General features: G+C 71.6%; 25 protein-coding genes. 3 read left to right on the top strand and 22 right to left on the bottom strand.

Features of this window, described 5'->3' with window-relative positions; translation table 11 throughout:
* Positions 1–12: 12 nt before the first annotated feature.
* The 14 genes from guaA to groES all read right to left on the bottom strand — a co-directional run bounded on the left by guaA (position 13) and on the right by groES (position 13,908).
* Positions 13–1,605: a glutamine-hydrolyzing GMP synthase gene (gene guaA / locus U874_RS0106650; protein ID WP_025133758.1), complete on the bottom strand. Its 1,593-nt coding sequence runs from the start codon at positions 1,603–1,605 to the stop codon at positions 13–15.
* Between the two features lie 163 nt (positions 1,606–1,768).
* Positions 1,769–2,257: a DUF3817 domain-containing protein gene (locus U874_RS0106645; protein ID WP_025133757.1), complete on the bottom strand. Its 489-nt coding sequence runs from the start codon at positions 2,255–2,257 to the stop codon at positions 1,769–1,771.
* A gap of 10 nt (positions 2,258–2,267) precedes the next feature.
* Positions 2,268–3,164: an SURF1 family cytochrome oxidase biogenesis protein gene (locus U874_RS0106640; protein WP_232755882.1), complete on the bottom strand. Its 897-nt coding sequence runs from the start codon at positions 3,162–3,164 to the stop codon at positions 2,268–2,270.
* Positions 3,165–3,232: 68 nt separating this feature from the next.
* Complete coding sequence (locus U874_RS0106635) at positions 3,233–4,354, bottom strand: GuaB3 family IMP dehydrogenase-related protein (RefSeq protein ID WP_025133755.1); 1,122 nt, start codon at positions 4,352–4,354, stop codon at positions 3,233–3,235.
* Between the two features lie 108 nt (positions 4,355–4,462).
* On the bottom strand, positions 4,463–5,965 hold the full coding sequence (gene guaB / locus U874_RS0106630; RefSeq protein WP_025133754.1) for an IMP dehydrogenase: 1,503 nt from the start codon (positions 5,963–5,965) through the stop codon (positions 4,463–4,465).
* 164 nt (positions 5,966–6,129) lie between these two features.
* Complete coding sequence (locus U874_RS0106625; protein ID WP_025133753.1) at positions 6,130–7,185, bottom strand: ABC transporter ATP-binding protein; 1,056 nt, start codon at positions 7,183–7,185, stop codon at positions 6,130–6,132.
* Entirely contained in the window at positions 7,185–7,985 is an 801-nt protein-coding gene (locus U874_RS0106620; protein ID WP_025133752.1) for an ABC transporter permease, read from the bottom strand. The genes U874_RS0106625 and U874_RS0106620 overlap by 1 nt, the downstream gene beginning before the upstream one ends.
* A gap of 2 nt (positions 7,986–7,987) precedes the next feature.
* Positions 7,988–8,857: an ABC transporter permease gene (locus U874_RS0106615; protein ID WP_025133751.1), complete on the bottom strand. Its 870-nt coding sequence runs from the start codon at positions 8,855–8,857 to the stop codon at positions 7,988–7,990.
* Positions 8,854–9,933, bottom strand: coding sequence for an extracellular solute-binding protein (locus U874_RS0106610; RefSeq protein ID WP_025133750.1), 1,080 nt, complete (start codon positions 9,931–9,933; stop codon positions 8,854–8,856). The genes U874_RS0106615 and U874_RS0106610 overlap by 4 nt, the downstream gene beginning before the upstream one ends.
* A gap of 37 nt (positions 9,934–9,970) precedes the next feature.
* A complete protein-coding gene (locus U874_RS0106605; RefSeq protein WP_025133749.1) occupies positions 9,971–10,441 on the bottom strand; it encodes a DUF3830 family protein in 471 nt (156 codons plus the stop codon).
* A gap of 47 nt (positions 10,442–10,488) precedes the next feature.
* Positions 10,489–11,307: a gamma-glutamyl-gamma-aminobutyrate hydrolase family protein gene (locus U874_RS0106600; RefSeq protein ID WP_025133748.1), complete on the bottom strand. Its 819-nt coding sequence runs from the start codon at positions 11,305–11,307 to the stop codon at positions 10,489–10,491.
* Positions 11,308–11,418: 111 nt separating this feature from the next.
* Complete coding sequence (locus U874_RS0106595; protein ID WP_025133747.1) at positions 11,419–12,408, bottom strand: Lrp/AsnC family transcriptional regulator; 990 nt, start codon at positions 12,406–12,408, stop codon at positions 11,419–11,421.
* 166 nt (positions 12,409–12,574) lie between these two features.
* Entirely contained in the window at positions 12,575–13,528 is a 954-nt protein-coding gene (gene rarD / locus U874_RS0106590) for an EamA family transporter RarD (protein WP_025133746.1), read from the bottom strand.
* An 83-nt stretch (positions 13,529–13,611) separates the two neighbouring features.
* Positions 13,612–13,908 carry a co-chaperone GroES gene (gene groES / locus U874_RS0106585; protein ID WP_025133745.1) on the bottom strand — a complete coding sequence of 99 codons (297 nt, stop codon included), beginning with the start codon at positions 13,906–13,908 and terminating at the stop codon, positions 13,612–13,614.
* A gap of 342 nt (positions 13,909–14,250) precedes the next feature.
* Between groES and U874_RS0106580 the strand changes: the two genes are divergently transcribed.
* The 3 genes from U874_RS0106580 to U874_RS0106570 all read left to right on the top strand — a co-directional run bounded on the left by U874_RS0106580 (position 14,251) and on the right by U874_RS0106570 (position 16,563).
* The gene (locus U874_RS0106580) at positions 14,251–14,784 is read left to right on the top strand and encodes a DUF4190 domain-containing protein (RefSeq protein ID WP_025133744.1); all 534 of its coding nucleotides are present in this window, start codon (positions 14,251–14,253) and stop codon (positions 14,782–14,784) included.
* A 9-nt stretch (positions 14,785–14,793) separates the two neighbouring features.
* Positions 14,794–15,306 (top strand): DUF4190 domain-containing protein, encoded by a 513-nt coding sequence (locus U874_RS15655; protein WP_025133743.1) that lies wholly within the window; start codon positions 14,794–14,796, stop codon positions 15,304–15,306.
* An 84-nt stretch (positions 15,307–15,390) separates the two neighbouring features.
* A complete protein-coding gene (locus U874_RS0106570; RefSeq protein ID WP_051582828.1) occupies positions 15,391–16,563 on the top strand; it encodes a class I SAM-dependent methyltransferase in 1,173 nt (390 codons plus the stop codon).
* Positions 16,564–16,796: 233 nt separating this feature from the next.
* On the opposite strand, the gene U874_RS15515 is transcribed toward U874_RS0106570, so the two are convergent.
* The 8 genes from U874_RS15515 to glmS all read right to left on the bottom strand — a co-directional run bounded on the left by U874_RS15515 (position 16,797) and on the right by glmS (position 23,651).
* Positions 16,797–17,348 (bottom strand): hypothetical protein, encoded by a 552-nt coding sequence (locus U874_RS15515; protein ID WP_025133741.1) that lies wholly within the window; start codon positions 17,346–17,348, stop codon positions 16,797–16,799.
* Between the two features lie 123 nt (positions 17,349–17,471).
* A complete protein-coding gene (gene tsaD, locus U874_RS0106560; protein ID WP_025133740.1) occupies positions 17,472–18,554 on the bottom strand; it encodes a tRNA (adenosine(37)-N6)-threonylcarbamoyltransferase complex transferase subunit TsaD in 1,083 nt (360 codons plus the stop codon).
* On the bottom strand, positions 18,554–19,072 hold the full coding sequence (gene rimI, locus U874_RS0106555; protein ID WP_025133739.1) for a ribosomal protein S18-alanine N-acetyltransferase: 519 nt from the start codon (positions 19,070–19,072) through the stop codon (positions 18,554–18,556). Before rimI ends, tsaD begins: the two co-directional genes overlap by 1 nt.
* A complete protein-coding gene (tsaB, locus tag U874_RS0106550; RefSeq protein WP_232755881.1) occupies positions 19,069–19,716 on the bottom strand; it encodes a tRNA (adenosine(37)-N6)-threonylcarbamoyltransferase complex dimerization subunit type 1 TsaB in 648 nt (215 codons plus the stop codon). Before tsaB ends, rimI begins: the two co-directional genes overlap by 4 nt.
* Positions 19,713–20,162, bottom strand: coding sequence for a tRNA (adenosine(37)-N6)-threonylcarbamoyltransferase complex ATPase subunit type 1 TsaE (tsaE, locus tag U874_RS0106545; RefSeq protein WP_051582826.1), 450 nt, complete (start codon positions 20,160–20,162; stop codon positions 19,713–19,715). Before tsaE ends, tsaB begins: the two co-directional genes overlap by 4 nt.
* Positions 20,163–20,215: 53 nt before the next feature.
* Positions 20,216–21,388, bottom strand: coding sequence for an alanine racemase (alr, locus tag U874_RS0106540; RefSeq protein WP_025133736.1), 1,173 nt, complete (start codon positions 21,386–21,388; stop codon positions 20,216–20,218).
* Positions 21,385–21,804: a holo-ACP synthase gene (locus U874_RS0106535; protein WP_025133735.1), complete on the bottom strand. Its 420-nt coding sequence runs from the start codon at positions 21,802–21,804 to the stop codon at positions 21,385–21,387. The genes alr and U874_RS0106535 overlap by 4 nt, the downstream gene beginning before the upstream one ends.
* Positions 21,801–23,651: a glutamine--fructose-6-phosphate transaminase (isomerizing) gene (gene glmS / locus U874_RS0106530; protein ID WP_025133734.1), complete on the bottom strand. Its 1,851-nt coding sequence runs from the start codon at positions 23,649–23,651 to the stop codon at positions 21,801–21,803. Before glmS ends, U874_RS0106535 begins: the two co-directional genes overlap by 4 nt.
* Positions 23,652–23,654: the final 3 nt, after the last annotated feature.

Genomic DNA, 23,654 nt, shown 5'->3' with positions numbered 1-23,654 from the left:
GCGCCCGGAGGCCTACTCCCACTCGATGGTCCCCGGCGGCTTCGACGTGACGTCGAGCACCACGCGGTTCACCTCGGGCACCTGGTTCGTGATCTTGTTCGAGATGCGCGCGAGCACGTCGTACGGGACGCGAGTCCAGTCGGCGGTCATCGCGTCCTCCGAGGAGACGGGGCGCAGCACGATGGGGTGGCCGTAGGTGCGGCCGTCGCCCTGCACGCCCACCGAGCGCACGTCGGCGAGCAGCACCACGGGGCACTGCCAGATCTCCTGGTCGAGGCCCGCCGCCGTGAGCTCGGCGCGAGCGATCGCGTCGGCCTCGCGGAGCGTGTCGAGGCGCTCGCGGGTGACCTCGCCCACGATGCGGATGCCCAGGCCGGGGCCGGGGAACGGCTGGCGGCCGACGATCTCCTCGGGGATGCCGAGCTCGCGGCCGATCGCGCGGACCTCGTCCTTGAACAGGGCGCGGAGCGGCTCGATGAGCTCGAAGTCGAGATCCTCGGGGAGGCCGCCCACGTTGTGGTGCGACTTGATGTTCGCGGTGCCCGCGCCGCCGCCCGACTCGACGACGTCGGGGTACAGCGTGCCCTGCACGAGGAACTTGATCGGCTCGCCCTCGGCCTTGGCCTCGGCGACCAGGTCGAGCTGCACCTTCTCGAACGCGCGGATGAACTCGCGGCCGATGATCTTGCGCTTCTCCTCGGGATCGGTGACCCCGGCGAGGTGGCCGAGGAAGATGTCCTCGGCGTCGACGGTGATGAGGCGCACACCGGTCGAGGCGACGTAGTCGCGCTCGACCTGCTCGCGCTCGCCCTTGCGGAGCAGCCCGTGGTCGACGAAGACCGCGGTGAGCTGGTCGCCGATGGCCTTGTGCACGAGCGCCGTGGAGACGGCGGAGTCGACGCCGCCGGAGAGGGCCGAGATCACGCGGGCGTTGCCGACCTGGGCGCGGATGCGCTCGATCTGCTCGGCGATCACGTTGCCGGCGTTCCAGTCGGCGGGGATGCCCGCGACGTGGTGCAGGAAGTTCTCGAGGATGCGCTGGCCGTGGTCGGAGTGCTTCACCTCGGGGTGCCACTGCACGCCGTACATCTTGCGCTCGGCCGAGCCGAAGGCGGCGACGGGCGTCACGGCGGTCTGGGCGAGCACGTCGAAGCCGGCGGGGGCGGCCTGCACGGCGTCGCCGTGGCTCATCCACACGTTCTGCGTCTCGGGCTGGCCGCCGAGGATCGCGCCGCCGTCGCCGACGACGGTCGCCTCGGTGGCGCCGTACTCGCGGTCGCCGGTGTTGCCGACCGTGCCGCCGAGGGCCCGCGCCATGACCTGGAAGCCGTAGCAGATGCCGAGCACGGGGATCCCGAGATCGAAGATCGCGTCGTCGAAGGCGGGTGCGCCCTCCTCGTAGACAGAGGAGGGGCCGCCGGAGAGCACGATACCGAGGGGCTGCTTGGCCGCCACCTCAGCCGCGGTCACGGTGTGGGGAACGAGCTCGGAGTAGACCCCGGCCTCGCGCACGCGGCGGGCGATCAGCTGCGCGTACTGCGCACCGAAATCGACCACGAGGACGGGGCGGTGCCCGGTGTCCGTCTGTTCTTCCTGATTCGCCATATTCGGGTGCTTGGGCCTTTCAGCTGTGGGGAGGGAGATAAGGGAAGATTCTACCGCCTGAGCGGGGAGTGCGGGGCCAGCCGGGGATCGGGGCCCGGCGCGCTCGGCTCCGCGGCGGTGAGCGCGCCGGTGAGCGCGCCGGTGAGCGCGGCGGAGCGCGCGGTTAGGCCGAGGCCGATCCTGCCGTGCTGTCGGCCGCGGCGCCCGCCGATGCGGGAGCGCCGTCGACGCTCGCGAGGAAGCCGTTCACCTGGCGCACGATGCGCGCCTCGAGGAAGAACGACATGAACGGGATGACGCCGCCCAGCGCGATGAGCAGGAACTTCCCGAAGTGCCAGCGCATCGGGCTCCACAGCATGAAGTCGGAGACGAGGTAGACCACGTAGAACCAGCCGTGCGCGATCAGGATCGCCTTGAACAGGTCGAAACCCTGCGGCACGAAGTCGCTGTCGACGCCCTCGGGGGCGAGCGGCACGAACTCGGCGAACGCGTCCGGCGTGAAGAGGAAGAGCTGCACCTGGAAGGCGTACTTCATCACCATGACCGCGACGAGCAGCAGCAGCATGACGCCCGTGATCACCGAGGTGACCTTGTAGAAGCTCAGCGCCTTACGGATCCGCGGGTAGTCGGCGGGCTTGGGCTGCAGTTGCATGGTGTCCATTCTATTCGTGGCGGGATTCGGCGAGGTCTCGCTCGGGATCGGGCCCGGCGTCGGTCTCCGCCCCGGCTTCAGCGCGGAGCGCCTTGAGCTCGTGCTCCTTCTCCCAGGCGTCGCGGGTGAGGCGGAACCAGAAGAACACGGCGAAGCCGGCGAACACGACCCACTCGATCGCGTAGAACACGTTGAGCCAGTTCACCTGCTCGGGCGGCAGGGGCGGCACCGAGTCGACGGCGTCGAGGTCGGCCGCAGCGAGGAGCGCGGGCACCGGACCGTCGGGGTGGAGCACGAGGTAGCCGGAGTACACGGGAGCGTCGACGTCGGCCCAGACGTTCGCGAAGTGCGCCGGGATCATGGTCGTCATCGCCTGCGGGTCGTCACCCGGCTTCGGCACCTGCGGGCCCTCGGGGGGCATGTAGCGCCCCTCGGCCTCGAACGCCGCGGAGAAGCCCGCCGCGGATTCGAGCGCGGGGATCGCGGCCTCCGCAGCCTCGGCGCTCGGCGCCCAGCCGATCGCGACGGCGAGATGGGCGCGCTCCGGCTCCTCGGTGACGAGGTGACCGACCACCCATGCCCCCTCGGCGCCGTCGTTGTGGCGGGGTGCGACGACGCGCGAGTCACCGGGGACGAACGCGCCGGCGACCTCGACGACGACGCCGGCGGCCTCCTCCGTGACGCCCTTCGCGAGGTCGCTCACTTCCGAGAGCGCGCGCGGCGTCTCGGTGTCGACGAGCGCGGGATCATCACTGCGCACCGCCATGCTCATCTGCCACTGGCCGAGCCAGGCGAAGCCGCCGGCCACGGCGAGCGCGAGCAGGAGCGCCAGGATCCAGAGCGGCCGGCGCATCACCTGCCCGAGGGTGGGCTCCCCCAGGTACTCGGGCTTCGACGGGGTCGGCACGGGGATCCTCTCGTTTCTCGTTGCGTGGTGGAGTGGCCGCGCGCGGGATCACCGCGCGCGGTCCGGGCTTAGCGCTCGGCGTAGACGAGCCCGACCCGCTGGAACTCCTTCAGCTCCGAGTAGCCGGTCGTCGCCATCGCGCGGCGCAGCGCGCCAACGAGGTTGGAGCTGCCGTCGGCGACGTTCGCCGGGCCGTTCAGGATCTCGGTGAGCGGGGCGACCTGCTCGACCGCGACGCGGCGACCGCGCGGCAGGTCCTCGTGGTGCGCCTCCTGGCCCCAGTGCCAGCCGCGGCCGGGGGCGTCGGTCGCCTTCGCGAGCGCACCGCCGAGCATGACGGCGTCGGCGCCGCAGGCCACGGCCTTGATCATGTCGCCCGAGGTGCCGAGGCCGCCGTCGGCGATCACGTGCACGTAGCGTCCGCCCGACTCGTCGAGGTAGTCCATGCGCGCACCCGCGACATCCGCGATCGCGGAGGCCATGGGGGCGCGGATCCCGAGGGTCACGCGGGTCGTCGAGGATGCGCCGCCGCCGAAGCCGACGAGCACGCCCGCCGCGCCGGTGCGCATGAGGTGGAGCGCCGTCTGGTACGTCGCGGCGCCGCCGACGATCACGGGGACGTCGAGCTCGTAGATGAACTGCTTGAGGTTGAGCGGCTCGCGGCCCTCGCGCGCGACGTGCTCGGCGGAGACCGTGTTGCCGCGGATCACGAAGAGGTCGACGCCGGCCTTCACGACCGTGTCGGTGAACTCGGCGGTGCGGTGCGGCGAGAGCGCGCCGGCCACCGTGACGCCGGCCTCGCGGATCTGGCCGAGGCGGTCGCGGATCAGCTCGGGGAGGATGGGCGCGGAGTAGAGCTCGCGCATGCGGTGCACGGCCTCCGCGCTGTCCGTGATGGTCGCGAGCTCGGCGAGGAGCGGCTCGGGGTTCTCGTGCCGGGTCCAGAGGCCCTCGAGGTTCAGCACGCCGAGGCCGCCGAGCTTGCCGAGCGCGATCGCCGACTCGGGGGACATGACCGAGTCCATCGGGGCGCCGAGCACCGGGATGTCGAACTGGAAGGCGTCGATCGACCATGCGGTCGAGACGAGCTCGGGGTCGCGGGTGCGTCGCGTGGGCACCACCCCGATCTCATCGAAGGTGTACACGCGACGTGCGCGCTTGCCGCGGCCGATCTCGATCTCGTTGCTCACCCGCCCAGTCTATCGAACCCTGGCTGGGGGTGTCCCCGCACGGGAAACGCCGCGGGGCGCCGCCGACCGAAGTCCGCGGCGCCCCGGGGCGACCCGATGGTGGGAGTCCTAGCGCTTGTAGTTCGGCGCCTCGACGACCATCTGCACATCGTGCGGGTGCGACTCCTTGAGGCCCGCCGCGGTGATGCGCACGAAGTTGCCGCGCTCCTTGAGCTCGGGGACCGAGCGCGCGCCGACGTAGAACATCGACTGGCGGAGGCCGCCGATCATCTGGTGCGCGACCGCGCCGACGGGGCCGCGGTACGGGACCTGCCCCTCGATGCCCTCGGGGATGAGCTTCTCGTCGCTCGGCACGTCGGCCTGGAAGTAGCGATCCTTCGAGTAGGAGGTGCGCTCGCCGCGCGTCTGGAGCGCGCCGAGCGAGCCCATGCCGCGGTAGTTCTTGAACTGCTTGCCGCCCACGAACACGAGATCGCCGGGGCTCTCATCGGTGCCGGCGAGGAGCGAGCCCATCATGACGGACGATGCGCCGGCGACGAGCGCCTTCGCGATGTCGCCCGAGTACTGGAGGCCGCCGTCGGCGATCACCGGGACGCCTGCGGGCGTCGCGGCCTTCGCCGCCTCGTACACGGCCGTGACCTGGGGCACGCCGACACCGGCGATGACACGGGTGGTGCAGATCGAGCCGGGGCCGACGCCCACCTTCACGGCGTCCGCGCCCGCGTCGACGATCGCCTTCGCGCCCGCGTAGGTCGCCACGTTGCCGCCGATCACGTCGACGCCGGCGAAGGCCGGGTCGCCCTTGATCTTCGCGATGATGTCGAGCACGCCGCGGCTGTCGCCGTTCGCGGTGTCGACGACGAGCACGTCAACGCCCGCGTCGACAAGCTGGCCCGCGCGCTTCCAGGCATCGCCGAAGAAGCCGACCGCGGCTCCGACGCGGAGGCGACCTGCGTCGTCCTTCGTCGCGAGCGGGTACTGCTCCTCCTTGTCGAAGTCCTTCACGGTGATGAGGCCCGTGAGGCGCCCCTCGCCGTCGACGAGCGGGAGCTTCTCGATCTTGTGGGTGCGGAAGATCGCTGCAGCGTCCTCGCGGGAGATCCCGACGGGGCCGGTGATGAGCGGCATCCGGGTCATCGCGTCGGAGACGCGCACGGTGGCGCGATCCTTCGGGTCGATGAAGCGCATGTCGCGGTTCGTGATGATCCCGAGCAGCACGCCGCTCGAGTCGACGACGGGGAGCCCCGAGACGCGGTATTCGCCGCACAGGGCGTCGACCTCGGCCACGGTCGCGTCGACGGTCGTGGTCACGGGGTTCGTGATCATGCCGGCTTCGCTCCGCTTGACGCGGTCGACCATCTCGGCCTGGTCCTGGATCGACAGGTTGCGGTGGAGGATCCCGAGCCCGCCGTTGCGCGCCATCGCCACCGCCATGCGGGTCTCGGTGACGGTGTCCATCGCTGCGGAGATCAGGGGGATCTGCAGCTTGATCCGGCGCGTGAGCTGGGTCGAGGTGTCCGCCTCGCTGGGGATGACATCGGTGTGCGCAGGAAGCAGCAGCACGTCATCGTAGGTCAGGCCGGTGAAAGCGAAGGGATCGCGCTGTTCCATGGAACCTCTTTACTGGTATTGATGCGGACGTCCTCAGCAGGCCCGTTGGGTGGTGGGTCGCTTGTTCCATCGTAAACGACCCGGGCCCGGGCGATATTCCCGGGCCCGGGTCGCGGGCCGAGCGGCGGGCTCGACGATCGATCGCCGGGCGCCCGCCGGGCGGTTCAGACCTTTGCGGGGTCGAGCACGAAGGAGTCGGCCACGCGCCAGCTGAGGCGCGCGGGGCCGGCCGGCACGACGGCGCCGCGCTTGTCCGCGATGAGGCGGAGCCGCTGCTCGCCGTAGTCGACGACGTACTGCACTTCGGAACCACGGAACACGGGGGCCACGACGTCGACGGGGAGCACGGCGTCGTCGTCGGCGCCCGCGGCGAGCCGCAGGTCCTCCTGGCGGAGCCCCACGACGGCCTCGGATCCCGGGGCGAGCGCGTGCGCGGGAACGGGGATCTCGTGCCCGCCGGCGAGCTTGACGGTTCCCGCGTCAGTCACCGTGCCGCGGAGCAGGTTCGCGGCGCCGAGGAAGTCGGCAGCGAAGACCGTGCTCGGCGCGCCGTAGATCTCCTCCGGGCGGCCCTGCTGCTGCACGCGCCCGACGTTCATCAGCACGACGAGATCCGAGAGGCTCATGGCCTCATCCTGATCGTGCGTCACGAAGACGGTCGTGAGCCCGAGCTCGCGGTGCAGTTCGAGCAGCTCGATCTGCATGTCCTCGCGGAGGCGCGCGTCAAGGTTCGAGAGCGGCTCGTCGAGGAGCAGCACTCGCGGCTGCGACACGATCGCGCGGGCCAGGGCGACGCGCTGCTGCTGACCGCCCGAGAGCTGGCGGGGCTTGCGCGCAGCGAGGTGGCTCATCTGCACGCGCTCGAGCGCGTGGGCGGCGCGCTCCAGCTGCTCGGCCTTCGACCCCTCCCCCGCCATGCGCAGCGGGAAGCGCACGTTCTCGAGCACCGACATGTGCGGGAAGAGCGCGTACGACTGGAACATCATGCCGAGGCGGCGCTTCTCGGGCGGCAGCGCCGTGACGTTCTCCGCGCCGATGTGGATCGAGCCGCGCGTCACGGTCTCGAGCCCCGCGATGCAGCGCAACAGCGTGGACTTGCCGCACCCGGAGGGCCCGAGGAGCGACATGAACGTGCCGGAGGCGACGTCCAGTGAGATTTCCGACAGGGCGACGGAGGAGCCGAACTCCTTCCGCAGCCCGGAGATGACGAGATCAGCCATTAGGCCATTACCTTTCCAAGTCCGAGGGTGCGCTCGAAACCGATGAGCACGAGGACGGTGACGAGCACCATCAGGGTGGAGACCGCGGCGACGGAGGGGTCCGGGCTGAACTCGAGCCGGCCGTAGATCGCGAGCGGGAGGGTCTCGACGGAGGGGCTGCGCAGGAACAGCGCGACCACGGCGTCGTCGAAGGAGATGTTGAACGCGAAGAACGCCCCGGCGAAGATGCCGGACTTGCACATCGGCAGCAGCACGAGCAGGTAGCGCTGCCACCAGTTCGCGCCCATCGTGCGCGCGGCCTCCTCGGTGAAGCGGTCCTGCTGGAGCAGCACGCCCGACACGGTGCGCACGACGTACGGGATCGCGAGCACGATGTGGCCGATGATGATGCCGCCGAGCGAGGCGCCGCCCGCGTAGACCGAGAGGAACGCGAGGAGCGCGATGCCGAGGATGATGCTCGGCACAATGATCGGCGCCATCAGGAAGCTCAGGATCGCCTGCGAGCCGGGGATCTGGAATCGGGTCAGCGCGATCGATGCCGCGGTGCCGACGACGACGGCGACCGCCGTGACGAGCAGGCCGATCCAGAGGCTCGTGAGGAAGGGCTGGAGATACGTGTCGGTCGTGAGCACCATCTCGTACCACTGCAGACTGAAGCCCTTGGGCGGGAAGCTCAGGAAGCGCTCCGAGTTCACGGAGGAGATCGCCACGACGATGATCGGCAGGAGCATGTACGCGCCGATGGCGATGGCGAGGAGGACCGCGACCGCGCGGATCCAGCCGGGGACGGCTTTGACCATGGTTATTTCCTCGATCCGATGCGGGAGGTCGCAAAGATGAGCATCACGACCGCAAGGAAGAGCAGGGTCGACTGGGCCGCCGCGAAGGGCCAGTCGAGGTTCACCGTCGCGTCGTTGTAGATCGTGCCGGCGAGCACCGGCAGACGCGAGCCGCCGACGAGGCGGGGGGTGATGAACGAGCTCACGGAGAGCGCGAACACGAGCGTTGCGCCCGCGACGAGCCCCGGGAGGGAGAGCGGGAAGACGACCGTGCGGAGGGTGCGGAGGAATCCGGCGCCCATCGTGCGTGCGGCTTCCTCGAGCTTCGGATCGATCGACTGCATCACACCGTAGAGCGTGAGCACCGCGAACGGCAGGAGCACCTGCACCATCGAGATCACGATTCCCGCCTCGGTGCCGAGCAGGCCCTGCCCGTACGCGACGGGGTCGATGCTCTTCGCGAACTGTCCGAGCCAGCTGTTCGGCGCGAGCAGCACGACCCAGCCGAAGGTGCGCACCACGACGCTCGTCATGAGCGGGAGGATGATCACGGCCATGAGGATGCTCGAGACGCGACCGGAGACACGAGTCATGAGGTAGGACAGCGGGAGCGCGAGCACGAGGGTGATCGCGGTCTGGATGAGCGAGAGCCGGAGGGAGCGTCCCATCGCCGACAGGTAGTAGTCGCTCTGGAAGACCTCGGCGTAGTTCCCGAGGGAGAATCCCGCGACGCCCTGCACGCTCGTCACGGAGGAGAGGAGCATCTGCAGCACCGGCAGGAAGAAGCCGATGAGCATGAGCACGATCGCGGGAGCGAGCAGGAGCAGCGGCTCCAGCCACGGACGCTGGCGTCCGCGGCTGGAGCGCGATGCGAGATGGAGCGGCTGGGTCATGAGGCGACGAGCGCGTTCCAGGCCTTGACCCACTCGGCGCGCTTGGCGTCGATCTCGGTCGGGTCGAAGCGCACGAGGCCGGTGAGGTCCTCACCCGCGATGACCTCCTCGGAGAACTCCGAGGGGATCTCGACCGTCATGTTGGTCGGCGAGTAGCGGAGCGCCTCGGCCCAGGCGAGCTGCACCTCGGGGCGCAGCTGGTAGTTCACGAACGCGGTCGCGAGCTCCTCGTTGCCGGTGCCGGCGACGACGTTGGCCGTGATGTAGGAGGCGGGGCTGTTCTCGGGCACCGTGAAGCCCACGTTGAGGCCGGCCTTCGTGAGCGTGTACGCGTAGTCCTGCGCGTACGGCGCGAGCCAGATGTCGCGCTGCGTGAACGCCTGCTGGATCTCGGGGCTCGTCGCGGTGACGACGGCGTCGTTGTTCTCGAGCAGGCCGCCCACGGCGTCGAGGCCGGGCTGCACGTCGTCGGTGCTGCCGCCGAGCTTCGCGTTGAGCGCGAGGAACGTCAGCAGGCCGTACGAGTTCGAGAAGTCCGTGAGCGCGACGTGGCCCGCGAACTCGGGGTCCAGCACGGCGTCCCAGGAGCTGGGCGCCGTCGTGACCTGATCCTTCAGGTAGATGAGGCCCATCGGGGCGATCTGGATGACCGGGCCCTCGCCCGCACCGCGCGCAACGCCGTCGAGCGCGGTGGGGACGAGATCCTCGGCCCCCTCGATGTCCGACTCGGCGATCGGCGCGAGCAGCCCGTCAGCCGCCGCGACGACCTCCTGACCGCCGGAGAAGGTCACGACGTCCAGCTGCGGCTTGCCCTTCTGCGCCGTGAGCTGCGCGAGCGCGTCCGCGCTGTACGCCGTCACGACCGAGACCTTGGCACCGGTCTCCTCCTCGAACGGCGTGATCACCGCTTCCTGGAGCGTGGCCTCGTAGTCACCTCCGAAGGAGTTGACGACGATGGTCTGGCCAGCGAAGGGCTGATCCTTCGAACCGCTCTCGGGGGCCGACCCCGAGGAGCAGCCCGTGAGGGCCAGGGCGACGGCACCGGCCATCGCGATAAGCGACACTGCTTTTTTCATGACTGACTTCTTTCGAACGGAGGGGTGGGGTGGTGCGTTAGTTCACGCGAGCGATCGTGATGGTCTTGGCGCCGTCGATGCGGGTGTTCGCGCACGCGGCGGCGAACTCGTCGAGACCCTCGGTGATCGAGGCGAAGATGTTGCAGGGCGTCCAGCCCAGCGGGCCGAAGATGCGGCCGCCGTCGCCGTAGAACACGCCGATCTCCCAGAGATCCTCGGACATGTTCTTCATCTGGTTGGGCGCCTGATAGTACCAGAGCAGGTCGCCCGCGGCGGGGAAGCAGGTCTGGTTCTCGACGGGGATCGACTCGGGATCGAAGTTCTGCGCCGACTCGGGCAGACCGGTCATGATCTCGGGGCCAGCGAACGCGGCGTGCACGGCGAGCACCTCGACGGGCTGCTCGAGCGCGTCCCAGATGGTCTGGGCAGTGACCGGGGCGTTGTCGAGGTTCAGCTCGGCGATGGCCTTCGCGCCGCTGGGGAAGGTGAGGGAGATCTGCTTCGTCATTCTGTTCTTTCTCGTGGGTGGTGGGAGGGAAGTCTCGGGACCGGGGCTCAGCGGCGCGCGTCGGCGCCGCGGCCCGCGAACGCCGCGGCCGAGGCGACGAAACCGGAGAAGAGGCGCGCCTCGTCGGCGACCTCGTCGGGGGCGGTCAGCTTCTCGGGGTGCCACTGCACGCCGAGGAACGGCCACGCGGGATCCTGCGCTTCCGCCGCCTCGGCGACGCCGTCCGCGGCGTGCGCGGTGACGGCGAGCCCCGGGGCCACGGCGTCGATCGCCTGGTGGTGGATCGTGTTCACGCTGCGCCGCGCGGCGCCGTAGACCGCGGCGAGGGCGCTGCCCTCGGCGAAGCTGACCTCGTGCCGGTCGCCGAGGAAGGCCTCGGGGGTGTCCTGCGCCGGGTGCGCCGCGCTGCGCGGCAGATCCTCGATGAGCGTGCCGCCGAGGACCACGTTCGTGAGCTGCAGGCCCCGGCAGATGCCGAGGACGGGAAGCCCGCGCTCGCGCGCCCCGAGCAGCAGCGCGCGCTCGAAGGCGTCGCGCTCCGGGTCGGTGTCGCCCGCCTCGGCGTCGCTCGGGCCGAGGCCGCGGAGCGCCCGGGTGAGGTCCTGTCCGCCCGAGAGCAGCAGACCGTCGACCCGGTCGAGGAGCGCGGCGACGTGCGCGTCGGCCACGGGGGCGAGGAGCAGCGGGACGCCGCCGCCCTCGGCCACGCGCGCCGCGTACTCGACGCCGAGCGTGAAGAGATCGGTGCGCTCGCCGAGGTAGGTGGGGAGCGTGCGGCGCCACACGGTGATGCCGATGATCGGGGCGCGCTCTGCGGTGAGGGCGGCCGGATCCCGGAACAGCGGGGCGTGCGAAGAAGTGGGCATTGTTGACCAATCGTTGACTGAGAGCATCCCATCACGACTGGCCGAGAATTGCAAATTATGAAATTACGATGTCGAACTTTTCGCTTTGTCGGAAATTGATTGGCGGACTATTTAATTTGTCAGGCTCAGCGGTCCGCGCCGCACGGGCGCAAGTACGAGCGAGAGATCGCCGATCCCGGCCCCCTCCACCTCGCTGAGCACGTCCGAGAGGAACTCGAGCAGCTCCCCCTCGCCGCGCGCTAGCACATCGACCATGATCTGGTGCTCCCCCGACACCGCCGAGCAGAACCGCACCTCCCCCGCCGCGGCGAGGCGACGCCCCAGCTCGTCGACCCGGCCGGGCGGCACCCGGAGCCAGACCATCGCCTCGACGCGCAGCCCGAAGACCCCGGGGCGCACCTCCGCGCGCACGCGCAGCGTGCCCGTCGCGATGAGCTGCTCGACGCGCCGGCGCACCACGCCCGTCTTCGCGCCGAGCCGCTCGGCGAGCCGCGTCGCCGGCATCCGCCCGTCCTCCGCGAGGAGCGCGATGAGCCGCTCGTCCTGCTCCGTCAGATCGGCCACCGGCTCGGCGTCCTCCTGCAGCGCCGCGAGCGTCTCCGCCTCCGCCTGCGCGCGCACCTCCGGCGGGATCGTGTTCGTCATCATCCAGTCGTAGCCCGAGCGGTACGGCCGGAGCACCGTCATCGCCTCAGACTCGAGCACGCCGGGGATCGCGGGGAGCTCGTCGAGGAGCACATCGGCGACACGCTCGGGCTCGGCGAGGATGAGGAGCGCAACGACCTGCCGCCCGCCCTCGAGCACCGAGACCGAGGACGCGTCGGCACGGCGGGCGATCGCGGCGGCGACGGCGCGGGCCTCCCCCGCCGCCGTGCGCAGGCGCACGACGACCGAGCGCGCCTGGTATACCGTCGTGGCGTCGAGGTAGGTCGACACCTTGATGACGCCGAGGTCGATGAGCCGCTGGCCGCGGCGGGCGACCGTGCGCTCCGGCAGTTCGAGCAGCCGCGCGACCGAGCCCCACGACGCGCGGCCCGAGATCTGCAGCACCGCGGCGATCTGACGGTCGGTCTCGTCCCAGGAATCTGGCAGCGGCGTCATCGGGCTCCTCAGCGCGTCGGCGGGGCCGGCTCCGCCCCGTTCGCCACCCACGTTAGCGGACGCGCGCAGCCCGGCCGCCGCTCTGCACCCTCGGTCGGGCGCGCCGCGGGGCCGGGCCCGGCTCGCACGCGGGGACCGGGCAGGCTCGCCCGCGGGTCCGGGCAGGCTAGCCCCCGGGGCCGGGCTCGCTCGCCGCGTCCCCGTCCGGTCCGCTGTGCCGGGAGCGCCGCGCGCCGCGCAGCGTTTCGACCGACAGCACGAGGAGCGCGGCCCAGACCACCGCGAAGCCGATCCACCGCGCCACGGGGATGTGCTCGCCGAGCACGAGCCACCCCAGGGCGAACATGATGCTGGGCGCGAGGTACTGCGTGAAGCCGAGCGCCGTGAGCGAGATGCGCCGGGCACTCGCCGCGAAGAGGAGGAGCGGGATGGCGGTCGCGATCCCCGCGCAGGCGAGCAGCGCGAGTTCCGCGGGCTCGGCGGTGAATGCGTCGAGCCCGCGCGTCGCACCGAGCACGCCGAGGATGCCGAGTGCGACCGGCGTGAGCACGAGCGTCTCGACGAACAGCCCGGGCAGCGCCGAGACCCGGCCGCCCACATCTTTCTTCACGAAACCGTAGTAGCCGAACGACAGGGCCAGCACGAGCGCCACCCAGGGGAACGTGCCGTAGCCGAACGCGATGATGCCGAACGCGACCACGGTCGCGCCGAGCGCGAGCCACTGCACGAGGCCCAGCCGCTCCCCCAGCAGGAGCACAGCGAGCAGGATCGTCACGACCGGGTTGATGAAGTACCCGAGCGAGGCGTCGAGCACGTGACCCGAGGTCGAGGCGACCACGTAGGTCTGCCAGTTGATGTAGATCACGACGCCGGCGAGCGCGAGGCGCCCGAGCAGCCTGCGGTCGCGGAGCACACGAGCCACCTCGTCCCACTGGCGCATCGCGGTGATGAGGATCGCGCAGAACACGAGCGTGAGCACGATCCGCCACGCGACGATCTCGAAGGGGTTGATGCCCGCGAGCAGCACGAAGTACAGCGGCAGGATCCCCCACAGCGTGTAGGCGGCGAGCGCGGCGAGCAGACCGCGGCGGGATTCACTGCGGGAGGGGACTACGGGCACGGGGTTCCTGTCGGCGTCGAGGCAAAAAAGAACTCCGGGGCCGACGCGCACAGCGTCGGCCCCGGAGCGCAGAGCGGGATCGCTTAGCGCGTGACGACCGCGAGGATGTCGCGTGCCGAGAGCACGAGGTAGTCGTCGCCCGAGACCTTGACCTCGGTGCCGCCGAACTTCGAGTAGATGACGACATCGCCCACGGCGACGTCGAGGGGGATGCGGGTGCCGTTGTCGGACACGCGGCCGGGGCCGACTGCGACGACCTCGCCCTCCTGGGGCTTCTCCTTGGCGCTGTCGGGGATCACGAGACCGGAGGCGGTGGTCTGCTCAGCCTCGACCTGCTTGATAACGATGCGATCCTCGAGCGGCTTGATGGCAACCGACACAGTTGACCTCTTTCCAGTGTGCGAAACGTTCTCGCGCCCGCCCAATGCGAGCGCGTCCTGCTATCAGAGTCTAGGCCGCTCGTTGGCACTCGTGCAAGGGGAGTGCCAATAGAGCGGATCGCTCGAAGCGAACGCGCGGCCGTGTGCGGCGCGTCTCTGCCCCGCCGCCCGCCCGGCCCTCGGCGTGCAGCCGTCCGATCCGCGCCGTCCGGCCGCGTGATCCGCGGATTCACGGCCCGAATCCATGTGCGCCCGGGGACTGCGGCGGTAGACTGGGTCCAGAGCACGGCGGGGGTCTGGACCCGGATCCCGCGCCTTGAACCGCGTCGCGAGGAGCACAGCATGTCCACCCCCAGCACCCCTGAGTCCGGCACCCCCGCAGCGCAGCCCACGGCCGCTCAGCCCACCGCAGCGCAGCCGACCGTCCCGCTCACCCACGTGGCGCAGCCCGCAGCTCCCGGCCACTCGGCCGCGCCCGGCCAGCCCGCCGCTCCTGCGCAGCCGGCCGCGCCGTACGGCCAGCAGTCGCCGGCGTACGGCCAGCAGGCCCCCGCGTACGCGCAGCAGCAGAGCTACCGGGCCGCCGCTCCCGTCCCCGCGGCGCCGCGCGGCACCACGCTCGCGCAGACGAACACGTACGCCGTGCTCGCGATCCTCCTCGCGTTCATCGCCCCGATCGCCGGCGTGGTGTTCGGCCACCTGGGCCTAAGCCAGATCAAGCGCACGGGTGACGCGGGCCGCGGCCTCGCCGTGACCGGCCTCGTGATCGGCTACGCCGCGATCGCGTTCCTCATCGTCTTCTTCGTGATGTACATCGGCTTCATCGCGCTCGCGATCGGCGCAATGAGCGACAGCTACTACGGGTACGGCTACTAAGAGGTCCCCATGAGCCAGCACGATCCCTCCGGCATTCCCGGGCAGGTGCCCCCGCCGGCGGCGCCGCAGCAGCCGGCACCCCAGTACTCGGCGCCGCAGTACGCGGCACCACAGTACGCCGCGCCCCAGTACGCCGCTCCGCAGTACTCGGCGCCCCAGTACTCGGAGCAGCAGCCCGGCACCGAGGCGCCGCAGCAGCCGGCCTACCCGGGCGCCGCGCAGCCCTACGCCGCGGCCGGTCAGCCGTATGCCGTGCCCACGTACGTCCCCGTGGCGACCACGGCCCCGCCGACGAACACCCTGTCGATCCTCGCGCTCGTCTCCGCGTTCGTCGCGCCGTTCGTGGTCCCGGTCGTGCTCGGTCACCTCGGCCTCTCGCAGATCCGCCGCACCGGCGAGGGCGGCCGCGGGCTCGCGGTCACCGCGCTCGTGCTCGGCTACATCCAGGTCGCGTTCTGGGCGATCCTGATCGCGTTCATCGTGTGGATCGGGGTCGTCGCAGCCGCCGGATCGAGCATGTAGCCGGTGCCTTCCGACAGTTCCTCTCCCCCGCCCGCAGCGCCCCGCACTCCCCCGGGCTGGGACGTCCTCTTCACGACGCCCGGCATCGACGCGCTCGGCCGCGCCGTCGGCGCGCTGTCGAGCGGCGTTGATGCCGCGCGCCTGAACGCGCAACTCCGCAAGGAGGGGCTGGCCGCCGATCACACCGCGGCCGTGCTGACGCAGGCGCAGCTCCGGATCAAGGCGCAGGCGAAGCTCGGCGAGATGGCCCGCTCGCTCCTGTTCACCCCTGCGGGGCTCGAGCAGGCCACGCGGCGCATCGTCGCACTGCGCCACGCGGCGCGCTTCCGGGACGCGGGCTGCACACGCGTCGCCGACCTCGGCTGCGGCATCGGCACCGAGTCGATGGCGCTGCTGAGCGCGGGCATCACGCCGCTCGCCGTGGAGCTCGATCCGTTCACCGCGCGCATCGCCGAGCACAATCTCGGCGTCGCCGCGGCGCACCATCGCCTGGCCCCGCCGCACGTGCGGGTGGGGGATGCCGAGCAGCTCGGCCCCGCCGACGCCGACGGGGTCTTCCTCGATCCCGCGCGCCGCACCGCGGGCCACTCGGACACCCGCCGCGTGGCCTCCCCCGACGACTACTCGCCGTCGCTCAACTTCGCGTTCGACCTCGCCGAGCGCCTGCCCACCGGGATCAAGCTGGGCCCCGGGCTCGACCGCGAGCTGATCCCCGACGGCGCGGAGGCGCAGTGGGTGTCCGTCGATGGGCAGCTCGTCGAGACGGGTCTGTGGTTCGGGCCGCTCGCCCGGCCGAAGGCGCTGCGCTCCGCCCTCGTGATCCGCGGGGAGCGCGTGTCCGAGCTCGCCGCCCCCGCCGATTCCCTCGACGTCGACGTTCGCCCACTCGGCGCTTACCTGTACGAACCGGACGGCGCCGTGATCCGGGCCCGGCTGATCGGGCTCCTCGCCCGCCAGCTCGGCGCCGGCATGCTGAGCCCCGGGATCGCCTACCTCACGTCTGACCGACTGGCCCCGACCCCGTTCGCGCAGGCGTTCCGCATCATCGCGGAACTGCCCGTCCGGGAGAAGGAGCTGCGCCGGGCGCTCGCCGAGCGCGGGATCGGCACGCTCGAGATCAAGAAGCGCGGCGCCGACGTCGATCCCGCGGCGCTCCGCACCCGCCTGAAGCTCCGCGGGCCGAACCGGGGAACGCTGTTCCTCACGCGCGCCGCGGGCGCGCACGTGGCACTTCTCGCCGAGCGCACGGAGACCTAGGGGCGCGCCGCGAGACGGTGCCCGCGGGTGAGCGCTCACTCCCGCGCAGAACTCTCGGAGAAATCAGAAATCTCGGAGCCTTTCACGGGAAAGGCTCCGAGATTTCTGATTTCTCCGAGGAAGCGTGCACGCGCGCGCCCGAGGAAGCGTGAGCGCACACTTCCGAGGAAGCGTGCACGCGCACCCCCGAGGAAGCGCGCGCACTCCCCCGAGGAGGTCGCTGCGGGCGAGCGCTAGTTCTGGCTCTGCTCCTCGAGCTGCTGCAGCTGCTGCTCCAGCTCCTGCTGGAACTGCGGGTCATCCGCGAGCTGCGCGAAGCCGGCGAGCAGGATGATCCACACGACGACGCCGACCACGATCGCGAGCGCGCCCGTGATGATGCCCGTGACCGCCATGGGCTTCGACTGGCGCTTCACGAGTGCGACGATGCTCAGCACGATGCCGACGACGCCGAGCAGCGGGCCGAAGCCGGGGAGGAAGAACAGCACGACCGAGAGCACGAGGCCCACGATGCCGAGCACGAGACCCGCGATCGCGAGGCCCTTCGACGGCGCGGGGGCGCCGTAGCCGCCCTGGGGCGCGCCCTGCGGGTAGCCCTGGGGAGCCTGCGGCGCCTGCGGCGCCTGCGTGTACGGGGGCACCGGAGCGGCAGCGGGCTGGGCCGGCGGCACGGGTGCGGCGGCGGGCGGCACCGGAGCTGCGGCGGGCGCCTCGGGCGCCTGCGGCGGGGCCTGGGGCGGCACGGGCGGCTGCTGGGGGTCGTTGCCGGGCAGGTTCTCAGACATGATGCTCCTTCAGTCGGTTGGCCGGGCGGCGGGCCGCCGGAATCCGTGTTCTCAGCCTAGACTCAGGATTCGCAAAAACAACGCCCCCGCACGAAAAACCGGCAGATTCTGCACAAATTGCGCCTACTGCACCTGAATCTGCTGCACCGGGAGCGTCGAGTCCGCCCCGAAATCGAGCGAGGAGGGCGCGTGACCCGCGGCGACGAGCTGCGCGCCGAGCGAGGCGATCATCGCGCCGTTGTCGGTGCAGAGCGAGAGCGGCGGCACGCGGAGCTCGATCCCGGCCCGCGCCGTGCGCTCAGCGGCGAGCTCACGGATCCGTGCGTTCGCCACCACGCCGCCGCCGAGGAGCAGGCGCGGCACGCCCAGGTCGTCGCATGCGGCGACGGCCTTCGTGAGCAGCACATCGGCGACGGCCTCGCGGAAGCTCGCCGCAACGTCCGCGACGGGGAGCGGCTCCCCCGTGGCCGCGTGCTTCTCCACCCAGCGCGCCACCGAGGTCTTGAGCCCGGAGAACGAGAAGTCGTAGCGGTGCTTCGCGAGGTCCTTCGGGTGGGTGAGCCCGCGGGGGAAACGGATCGCGGCGGGATCGCCCTCCGCCGCGACGCGGTCGATCTGCGGCCCGCCGGGGTAGGGCAGGCCGAGCAGCCGGGCTACCTTGTCGAAGGCCTCCCCCGCCGCGTCGTCGATCGTCTCGCCGAGCAGTTCGACATCGCCCACCAGATCGCGCACGAGGAGCAGCGAGGTGTGGCCGCCAGAGACGAGGAGCGCCACCGTGGGCAGCTCGAACTCCCCCACGGCGCCGACGACCGGGCGGAGCCCGTCGCCCTGCAGCAGGTCGGCGCCGACGTGGCCGACGAGGTGGTTCACCGCGTAGAGCGGCTTTCCGAGCGAGACCGCGAGGGCCTTCGCCGCGGCGACGCCGACCATGAGCGCTCCTGCGAGGCCCGGGCCGCTCGTCACGGCGATCGCGTCGAGCTCGTCGAGGCGCACGTCCGCCGTCGCGAGCGCCCGCTCGATTGTGGGCGTCATCGCTTCGAGGTGCGCGCGCGCCGCCACCTCGGGAACGACGCCGCCGAAGCGCGCGTGCTCGTCCATGGAGGAGGCGATCTCGTTCGCGAGCAGCGTGCGGCCGCGGACGATGCCCACGCCCGTCTCGTCGCAGCTCGTCTCGATGCCGAGGACGAGGGGTTCGCGGGAGCTCATCAGGTGTCCTTTAGTTCGTGCCGCATGACGATCGCGTCGACGCCGTCCGGCTGGTAGTAGCGGGGCCGCACGCCGATCTCGGCGAAGCCCAGGGAGTCGTAGAGGCCGCGGGCCACCGGATTGTCGGCGCGCACCTCGAGGAACACCTCGCGCGCACCGGCCTGGGCGGCCGTGGCGAGCAGCTGCCGCATGAGGCGCCGCCCCTGGCCGCGCCCCCGAAGTTCGGGGACGACGGCGATCGTCTGGATGTCCGCTTCGGTGCCGACCGTGAGCACGCCGGCGTAGCCGAGGACGGCCCCCGTCTCGGGATCCGCGAGCACGACGTAGCTGCGCAGCTCGCCCGTCAGTTCCTCGCGGAGCATCGAGCGGCTCCACGCGTCGCTCGCGAAGAGGCGCGTCTCAAGCGCGTGGAGCGCGTCGAGGTCGGCCGCGCTCGCGGCGCGGAGCTCGGGCTCGGCAGCTCCCGCAGGCAGCTCGGGATCGGCAGCTCCCGCCGGCAGCTCGGGATCGGCACTCACGTGCTCACCCGCTTCGGGGCGCCGGGCTGCGCGACGTCGGGCGCCCGCAGGTAGCGCGCGCGCTCGTCGGTGAAGGGCAGACCGGCCGCGAGGCGACGCGCGGCGACGCGGATGAGACCGGCGCCCGGGATCCGCTCGGGCCACACGTCGTTCGGCGCGGGCACGGCGTCGGCGCGGGCGACGAGGCCGGGGCCAGCGCTCCGCACGGGCACGCCCGCCCAGTCGAGCCCGGAGTACTCGGTGACGAACAGTTCGCGCCGCTTGGCGTCCTGAACGACGCGCACGCCCGCCGTCGCGCCGCGCTCGAGCTCGGTGAGCGCGACCGCCTCGTGCCCCTCGACGGGGAGCAGTGCGGCCCCGCGCCCGAGCGCGAACGCCTGGGCGGCGGCGATCCCCACGCGCAGGCCGGTGAACGGCCCGGGCCCGACGCCGGCGACGACGCCCGTGACGCGCTCGGGGGCCACCCCGCTCGTCTCGAACACCTCGCGCAGCAGCGCGCCGATCGCCTCGGCGTGGCCGCGTGGGTTCTCGCTCTCGGCGCTCCACACCCGGCCGTCCGCTCCGAGCGCGACGGTCGTGCCGATCGCGGTGTCGATGGCGAGCAGCACGTGCGCGCCCAGCTCGGGAACCTCGGTCGTGATCACAGCGTCTCCTCGGCCCAGCGCGGGCCCGTCCAGGTGATGGTCACAGTGCGCGCCTCGATGGGGGCCTCGGACCAGTCGGTCTCGGTGTCGTCGTCCTCGCCGACGGGGCGTTCGATGACGGCCTCCACCCAGGACTCGCGCGTGTCCACGAGGCCGGCGCCCCACTCGGCCACGACGACGGAGCCGTCGAAGTCGAGATCCAGATCGTCGAGCTCGTCGGCGTCCGCGAGCCGGTAGGCGTCGACGTGCACGAGCGGGGCACCCCCGACGAGCGAGGGGTGGGTGCGGGCGAGCACGAAAGTCGGGCTCTGCACGGGGCCGCGCACGCCGAGGCCCTCGCCGATCCCGCGCGTGAGCGTGGTCTTCCCCGCACCGAGCGGGCCGGTGAGGATCAGCAGGTCGCCGGCGCGCAGCAGCGCGCCGAGCCGGACCCCGAGCTCGTGCATCGACTCCGGGTCGGCGACGTGGTGCACCGTGACCTGCGCGGCCGGGCGCGCGCTCACGCGGCACCGCCCGGGCTGTCGAGATCCGGGCTGTCGAGATCCGGGCCGTCGACGGCCTCGCGGATGACGCGGGGGCCGATGCTCGCGATGATCTCGTAGTTGATCGTGCGCATGAGGCCGGACCAGATCTCCACGGGCGGGTAGCCGCGCTCGGGATCACCGAAGAGCACCACGGGGTCGCCGAGGCTCAGGCGGCCCGCGAGCGGCCCGACGTCGATGATGAACTGGTCCATGCCGATGCGGCCGACGATGGGGCGCGGCTCGCCCGCGACGGTGACCCACGCCCCCGAGCCGTTCAGCGCGCGGGGCATCCCGTCGGCGTAGCCCATCGGGACGAGCGCCAGCGTCGTCGCCGCCTCGCAGATGTGGTTGAAGCCGTACGAGACGCCGGTTCCCGCGGGGACGCCGCGCAGCGCGACGATCTCCGAGCGGAGCGTCATGGCCGGCACGAGGCCGAGCTGGGCGGAGGTCTTGTCGGCGAAGGGGCTGAGCCCGTAGGCGGCCACGCCCACGCGGACCGCGTTGTAGTGGAGGTGCGGCGAGGAGAGCGTCGCCGCGCTCGCGGCGAGGTGCATGAGCTCGGGCTCGACGCCGGCCGCGCGCAGCAGCGCGATCGCCTCGTCGAAGCGCGCGGCCTGCGCGCGGTCCTCGGCATCGCCCGCGTTCGCGAGGTGGCTGAATACGCCGCGGACGCGGAGGAGCCCCGCGGCCTCGAGCTCGGCCGCCCGGGCGAAGAGCCCGGCCCACTCGTCGGGAGCCGCGCCGTTCCGGCTCAGGCCGGTGTCGAGCTTCAGCTGCGCCGTGGCCCGAACGCCGCGCTCAGCGGCGGCCGCGGCGAGCCGCTCGAGCTGCTCCCCCGTGCTGACGCCGATCTCAATCCCCGCGTCGATCGCGGCCCCGAAGTCCGCGCGCACGCCGTGCAGCCAGCAGAGGATGGGGCCGTCGACGCCCGCCTCGCGGAGCGCGAGCGCTTCTTCGAGGTCCGCGGTTCCGATGAGGGCCGCTCCTCCGGCGAGCGCGGCGTTCGCCGCGATCGCGGCGCCGTGGCCATAGCCGCCCGCCTTCACGACGACGATGACGGCGCCGCCCGTGAGCTCCCGGATCCGTCCCACGTTGTGTCGGATCGCCGGGAGCGAGATCTCCGCGACGCGCATCGATCCGGATCTCATCTCTCCCTCATTCCCTCGGTGTGAGCCGGCGGGGCGGTGGCGCCCGGTGCCGGCGACGTGCTGCCCGCGCGCTCGACGATCACGAACGCGGTCGCGATGCCCGCGTCGTGGGTGAGCGAGAGGTGGCTGCGGTCCGCGCCCCGCGCGGCGAGCGCCGCGGTGAGGCCGGGGGTGGCCGCGAAGCCCGGGGCCCGGTCTTCGCCGCGCTGCACCTCGAGGTCCTGCCAGCTCACGCCGTCGGATCCCCCGAGCGCCTTGATCAGTGCTTCCTTGGCCGCGAAGCGCGCGGCGAGCGACGGGGTCGACAGCGCGCGCTCCGCCTCGGTGAAGAGGCGGGCGCGCAGCGCCGGGGTGCGCTCGAGCTGTCGCTCGAAGCGCGCGATGTCGACGGTGTCGACCCCGATGCCGATGATCACTCGACCGTGACCGACTTCGCCAGGTTGCGGGGCTGATCCACGTCGAGCCCCTTCGCGGTCGAGAGCTCGAGCGCGAACCACTGGAGCGGAACGACCTGCAGGATCGGGTCGAAGAGCGCGTCGGAGAGCGGGATCCGCACCACGTCGTCCGCGAAGGGCAGCACGGCGGTGTCACCGGTCTCCACGATCGCGATGACGCGGGCGCCGCGCGCGCGGATCTCCTGGATGTTGGAGACGACCTTCGCGTGCATGAGCGGGGAGGTGCGCGGGCTCGGCACGAGCACGAACACGGGCTGCCCGTGGTCGATGAGCGCGATCGGTCCGTGCTTCAGCTCGCCCGCGGCGAAGCCCTCGGCGTGGATGTACGCGATCTCCTTGAGCTTCAGCGCGCCCTCGAGCGCCGCGGGGTAGCCCACGTGGCGGCCGAGGAACAGCACCGAGCGGGTGTCGGCCATCCAGTGCGCGAGCTGCGCGATCTGCTCGTGCGTCGCGACGGCCTCGGCCATCTTCTCCGGGAGCGTCTCGAACTGCGCGACGGCGGAGGCCTCGGCCTCGGCCGAGAGCGTGCCGCGCACCTTCCCGAGGTGCAGGCCGATCAGGTAGAGCGCCGTGATCTGCGCGACGAACGCCTTCGTCGAGGCGACCGCCACCTCGGGGCCGGCGTGCGTGTACACGGCGGCGTCCGATTCCCGCGGGATCGTGGCCGACTGCGTGTTGCACACGGACACCGTGGTCACGCCGCGCTCGATCGCATACTTGACCGCCATGAGCGTGTCCATGGTCTCGCCCGACTGGCTCACCGAGATGACCATCGTGCGGTCGCTGAGCACGGGGTCCCGGTAGCGGAACTCGTGGCTGAGCTGCACCTCGACGGGCACGCGCGCCCACTGCTCGATCGCGTACGCGCCGATCATGCCGGCGTACGAGGCCGTGCCGCAGGCGATGATGATGATCCGGTCGACGTTCTGCAGACGCTCTGCGCCGAGCTCGGTGAGCTCGGGAACCTCGACGTGGCCGTCGACGATGCGGCCGCGGATCGTGTTCGCGATCGCCTCGGGCTGCTCGTTGATCTCCTTCGCCATGAAGGAGGACCAGCCGCCCTTGTCCGCGGCCTCGGCGTCCCACTGGACCTCGTACTCCTCGAACTCCACCTCGGTTCCGGCGAAGTCGGTGATGCGCACGCCCTCGGGGGTGATCACGGCGATGTTGTCCTCGTCGACCGCGACGGCGCGGCGGGTAGAGGAGACGAAGGCCGCGACGTCCGAGCCGAGGAAGTTCTCACCGTCGCCAAGCCCCACCACGAGCGGCGAGTGGTGGCGGGCCGCCACGATCTTGCCGGGCTCGTCGCGGTGCGTCGCGAGCAGGGTGAAGGTACCGTGCAGGCGGCCGACCACGGTGCGGAACGCCGCCTCCAGGTCGCCCTGCGCGGCGACCTCGCGGCCGAGGAGGCCCGCCACCACTTCAGTGTCGGTCTCGCTCAGCAGCTCGATGCCGTCGGCGAGGAGCTCCTCGCGGAGCTCGGCGAAGTTCTCGACGATGCCGTTGTGGATCACCGCGAGCTTGCCGCCGTCCCCGAGGTGGGGGTGGGCGTTCTCATCCGTCGGGCCGCCGTGCGTCGCCCAGCGGGTGTGTCCGATGCCCGTGTTCGAGGCCGACACGGGGCTGTCCGCGAGCAGTTCCTCGAGCCGCGCGAGCTTGCCCGAGCGCTTCCGGACGGTCAGATCCCCATCGTCGTCGACGACAGCGATCCCCGCCGAGTCGTAGCCGCGGTACTCCAGGCGCCGCAGTCCGTTGATAAGCACGTCGACCGTATCATTTGGGCCGACATATCCGACGATTCCACACATGCG

The organism is Leucobacter sp. PH1c (genome assembly GCF_000633415.1).
In the GTDB taxonomy this organism is placed as follows: Bacteria; Actinomycetota; Actinomycetes; order Actinomycetales; family Microbacteriaceae; genus Leucobacter.
Note: the sequence above shows the minus strand (reverse complement) of the source record. Positions and strands in the feature narration are given on the sequence as shown.

Coding starts and splice junctions, on each gene's coding strand:
- U874_RS0106620 (WP_025133752.1), bottom strand. CDS start 7,985: ATGGTCAAAGCCGTCCCCGGCTGGATCCGCGCGGTCGCGGTCCTCCTC.
- U874_RS0106625 (WP_025133753.1), bottom strand. CDS start 7,185: ATGGCTGATCTCGTCATCTCCGGGCTGCGGAAGGAGTTCGGCTCCTCC.
- tsaE (WP_051582826.1), bottom strand. CDS start 20,162: ATGCACGAGCTCGGGGTCCGGCTCGGCGCGCTGCTGCGCGCCGGCGAC.
- U874_RS0106600 (WP_025133748.1), bottom strand. CDS start 11,307: ATGCCCACTTCTTCGCACGCCCCGCTGTTCCGGGATCCGGCCGCCCTC.
- U874_RS0106645 (WP_025133757.1), bottom strand. CDS start 2,257: ATGCAACTGCAGCCCAAGCCCGCCGACTACCCGCGGATCCGTAAGGCG.
- U874_RS0106610 (WP_025133750.1), bottom strand. CDS start 9,933: ATGAAAAAAGCAGTGTCGCTTATCGCGATGGCCGGTGCCGTCGCCCTG.
- U874_RS0106605 (WP_025133749.1), bottom strand. CDS start 10,441: ATGACGAAGCAGATCTCCCTCACCTTCCCCAGCGGCGCGAAGGCCATC.
- U874_RS0106580 (WP_025133744.1), top strand. CDS start 14,251: ATGTCCACCCCCAGCACCCCTGAGTCCGGCACCCCCGCAGCGCAGCCC.
- tsaD (WP_025133740.1), bottom strand. CDS start 18,554: ATGAGCTCCCGCGAACCCCTCGTCCTCGGCATCGAGACGAGCTGCGAC.
- U874_RS15515 (WP_025133741.1), bottom strand. CDS start 17,348: ATGTCTGAGAACCTGCCCGGCAACGACCCCCAGCAGCCGCCCGTGCCG.
- guaA (WP_025133758.1), bottom strand. CDS start 1,605: ATGGCGAATCAGGAAGAACAGACGGACACCGGGCACCGCCCCGTCCTC.
- U874_RS15655 (WP_025133743.1), top strand. CDS start 14,794: ATGAGCCAGCACGATCCCTCCGGCATTCCCGGGCAGGTGCCCCCGCCG.
- guaB (WP_025133754.1), bottom strand. CDS start 5,965: ATGGAACAGCGCGATCCCTTCGCTTTCACCGGCCTGACCTACGATGAC.
- glmS (WP_025133734.1), bottom strand. CDS start 23,651: ATGTGTGGAATCGTCGGATATGTCGGCCCAAATGATACGGTCGACGTG.
- U874_RS0106595 (WP_025133747.1), bottom strand. CDS start 12,408: ATGACGCCGCTGCCAGATTCCTGGGACGAGACCGACCGTCAGATCGCC.
- U874_RS0106615 (WP_025133751.1), bottom strand. CDS start 8,857: ATGACCCAGCCGCTCCATCTCGCATCGCGCTCCAGCCGCGGACGCCAG.
- alr (WP_025133736.1), bottom strand. CDS start 21,388: ATGAGATCCGGATCGATGCGCGTCGCGGAGATCTCGCTCCCGGCGATC.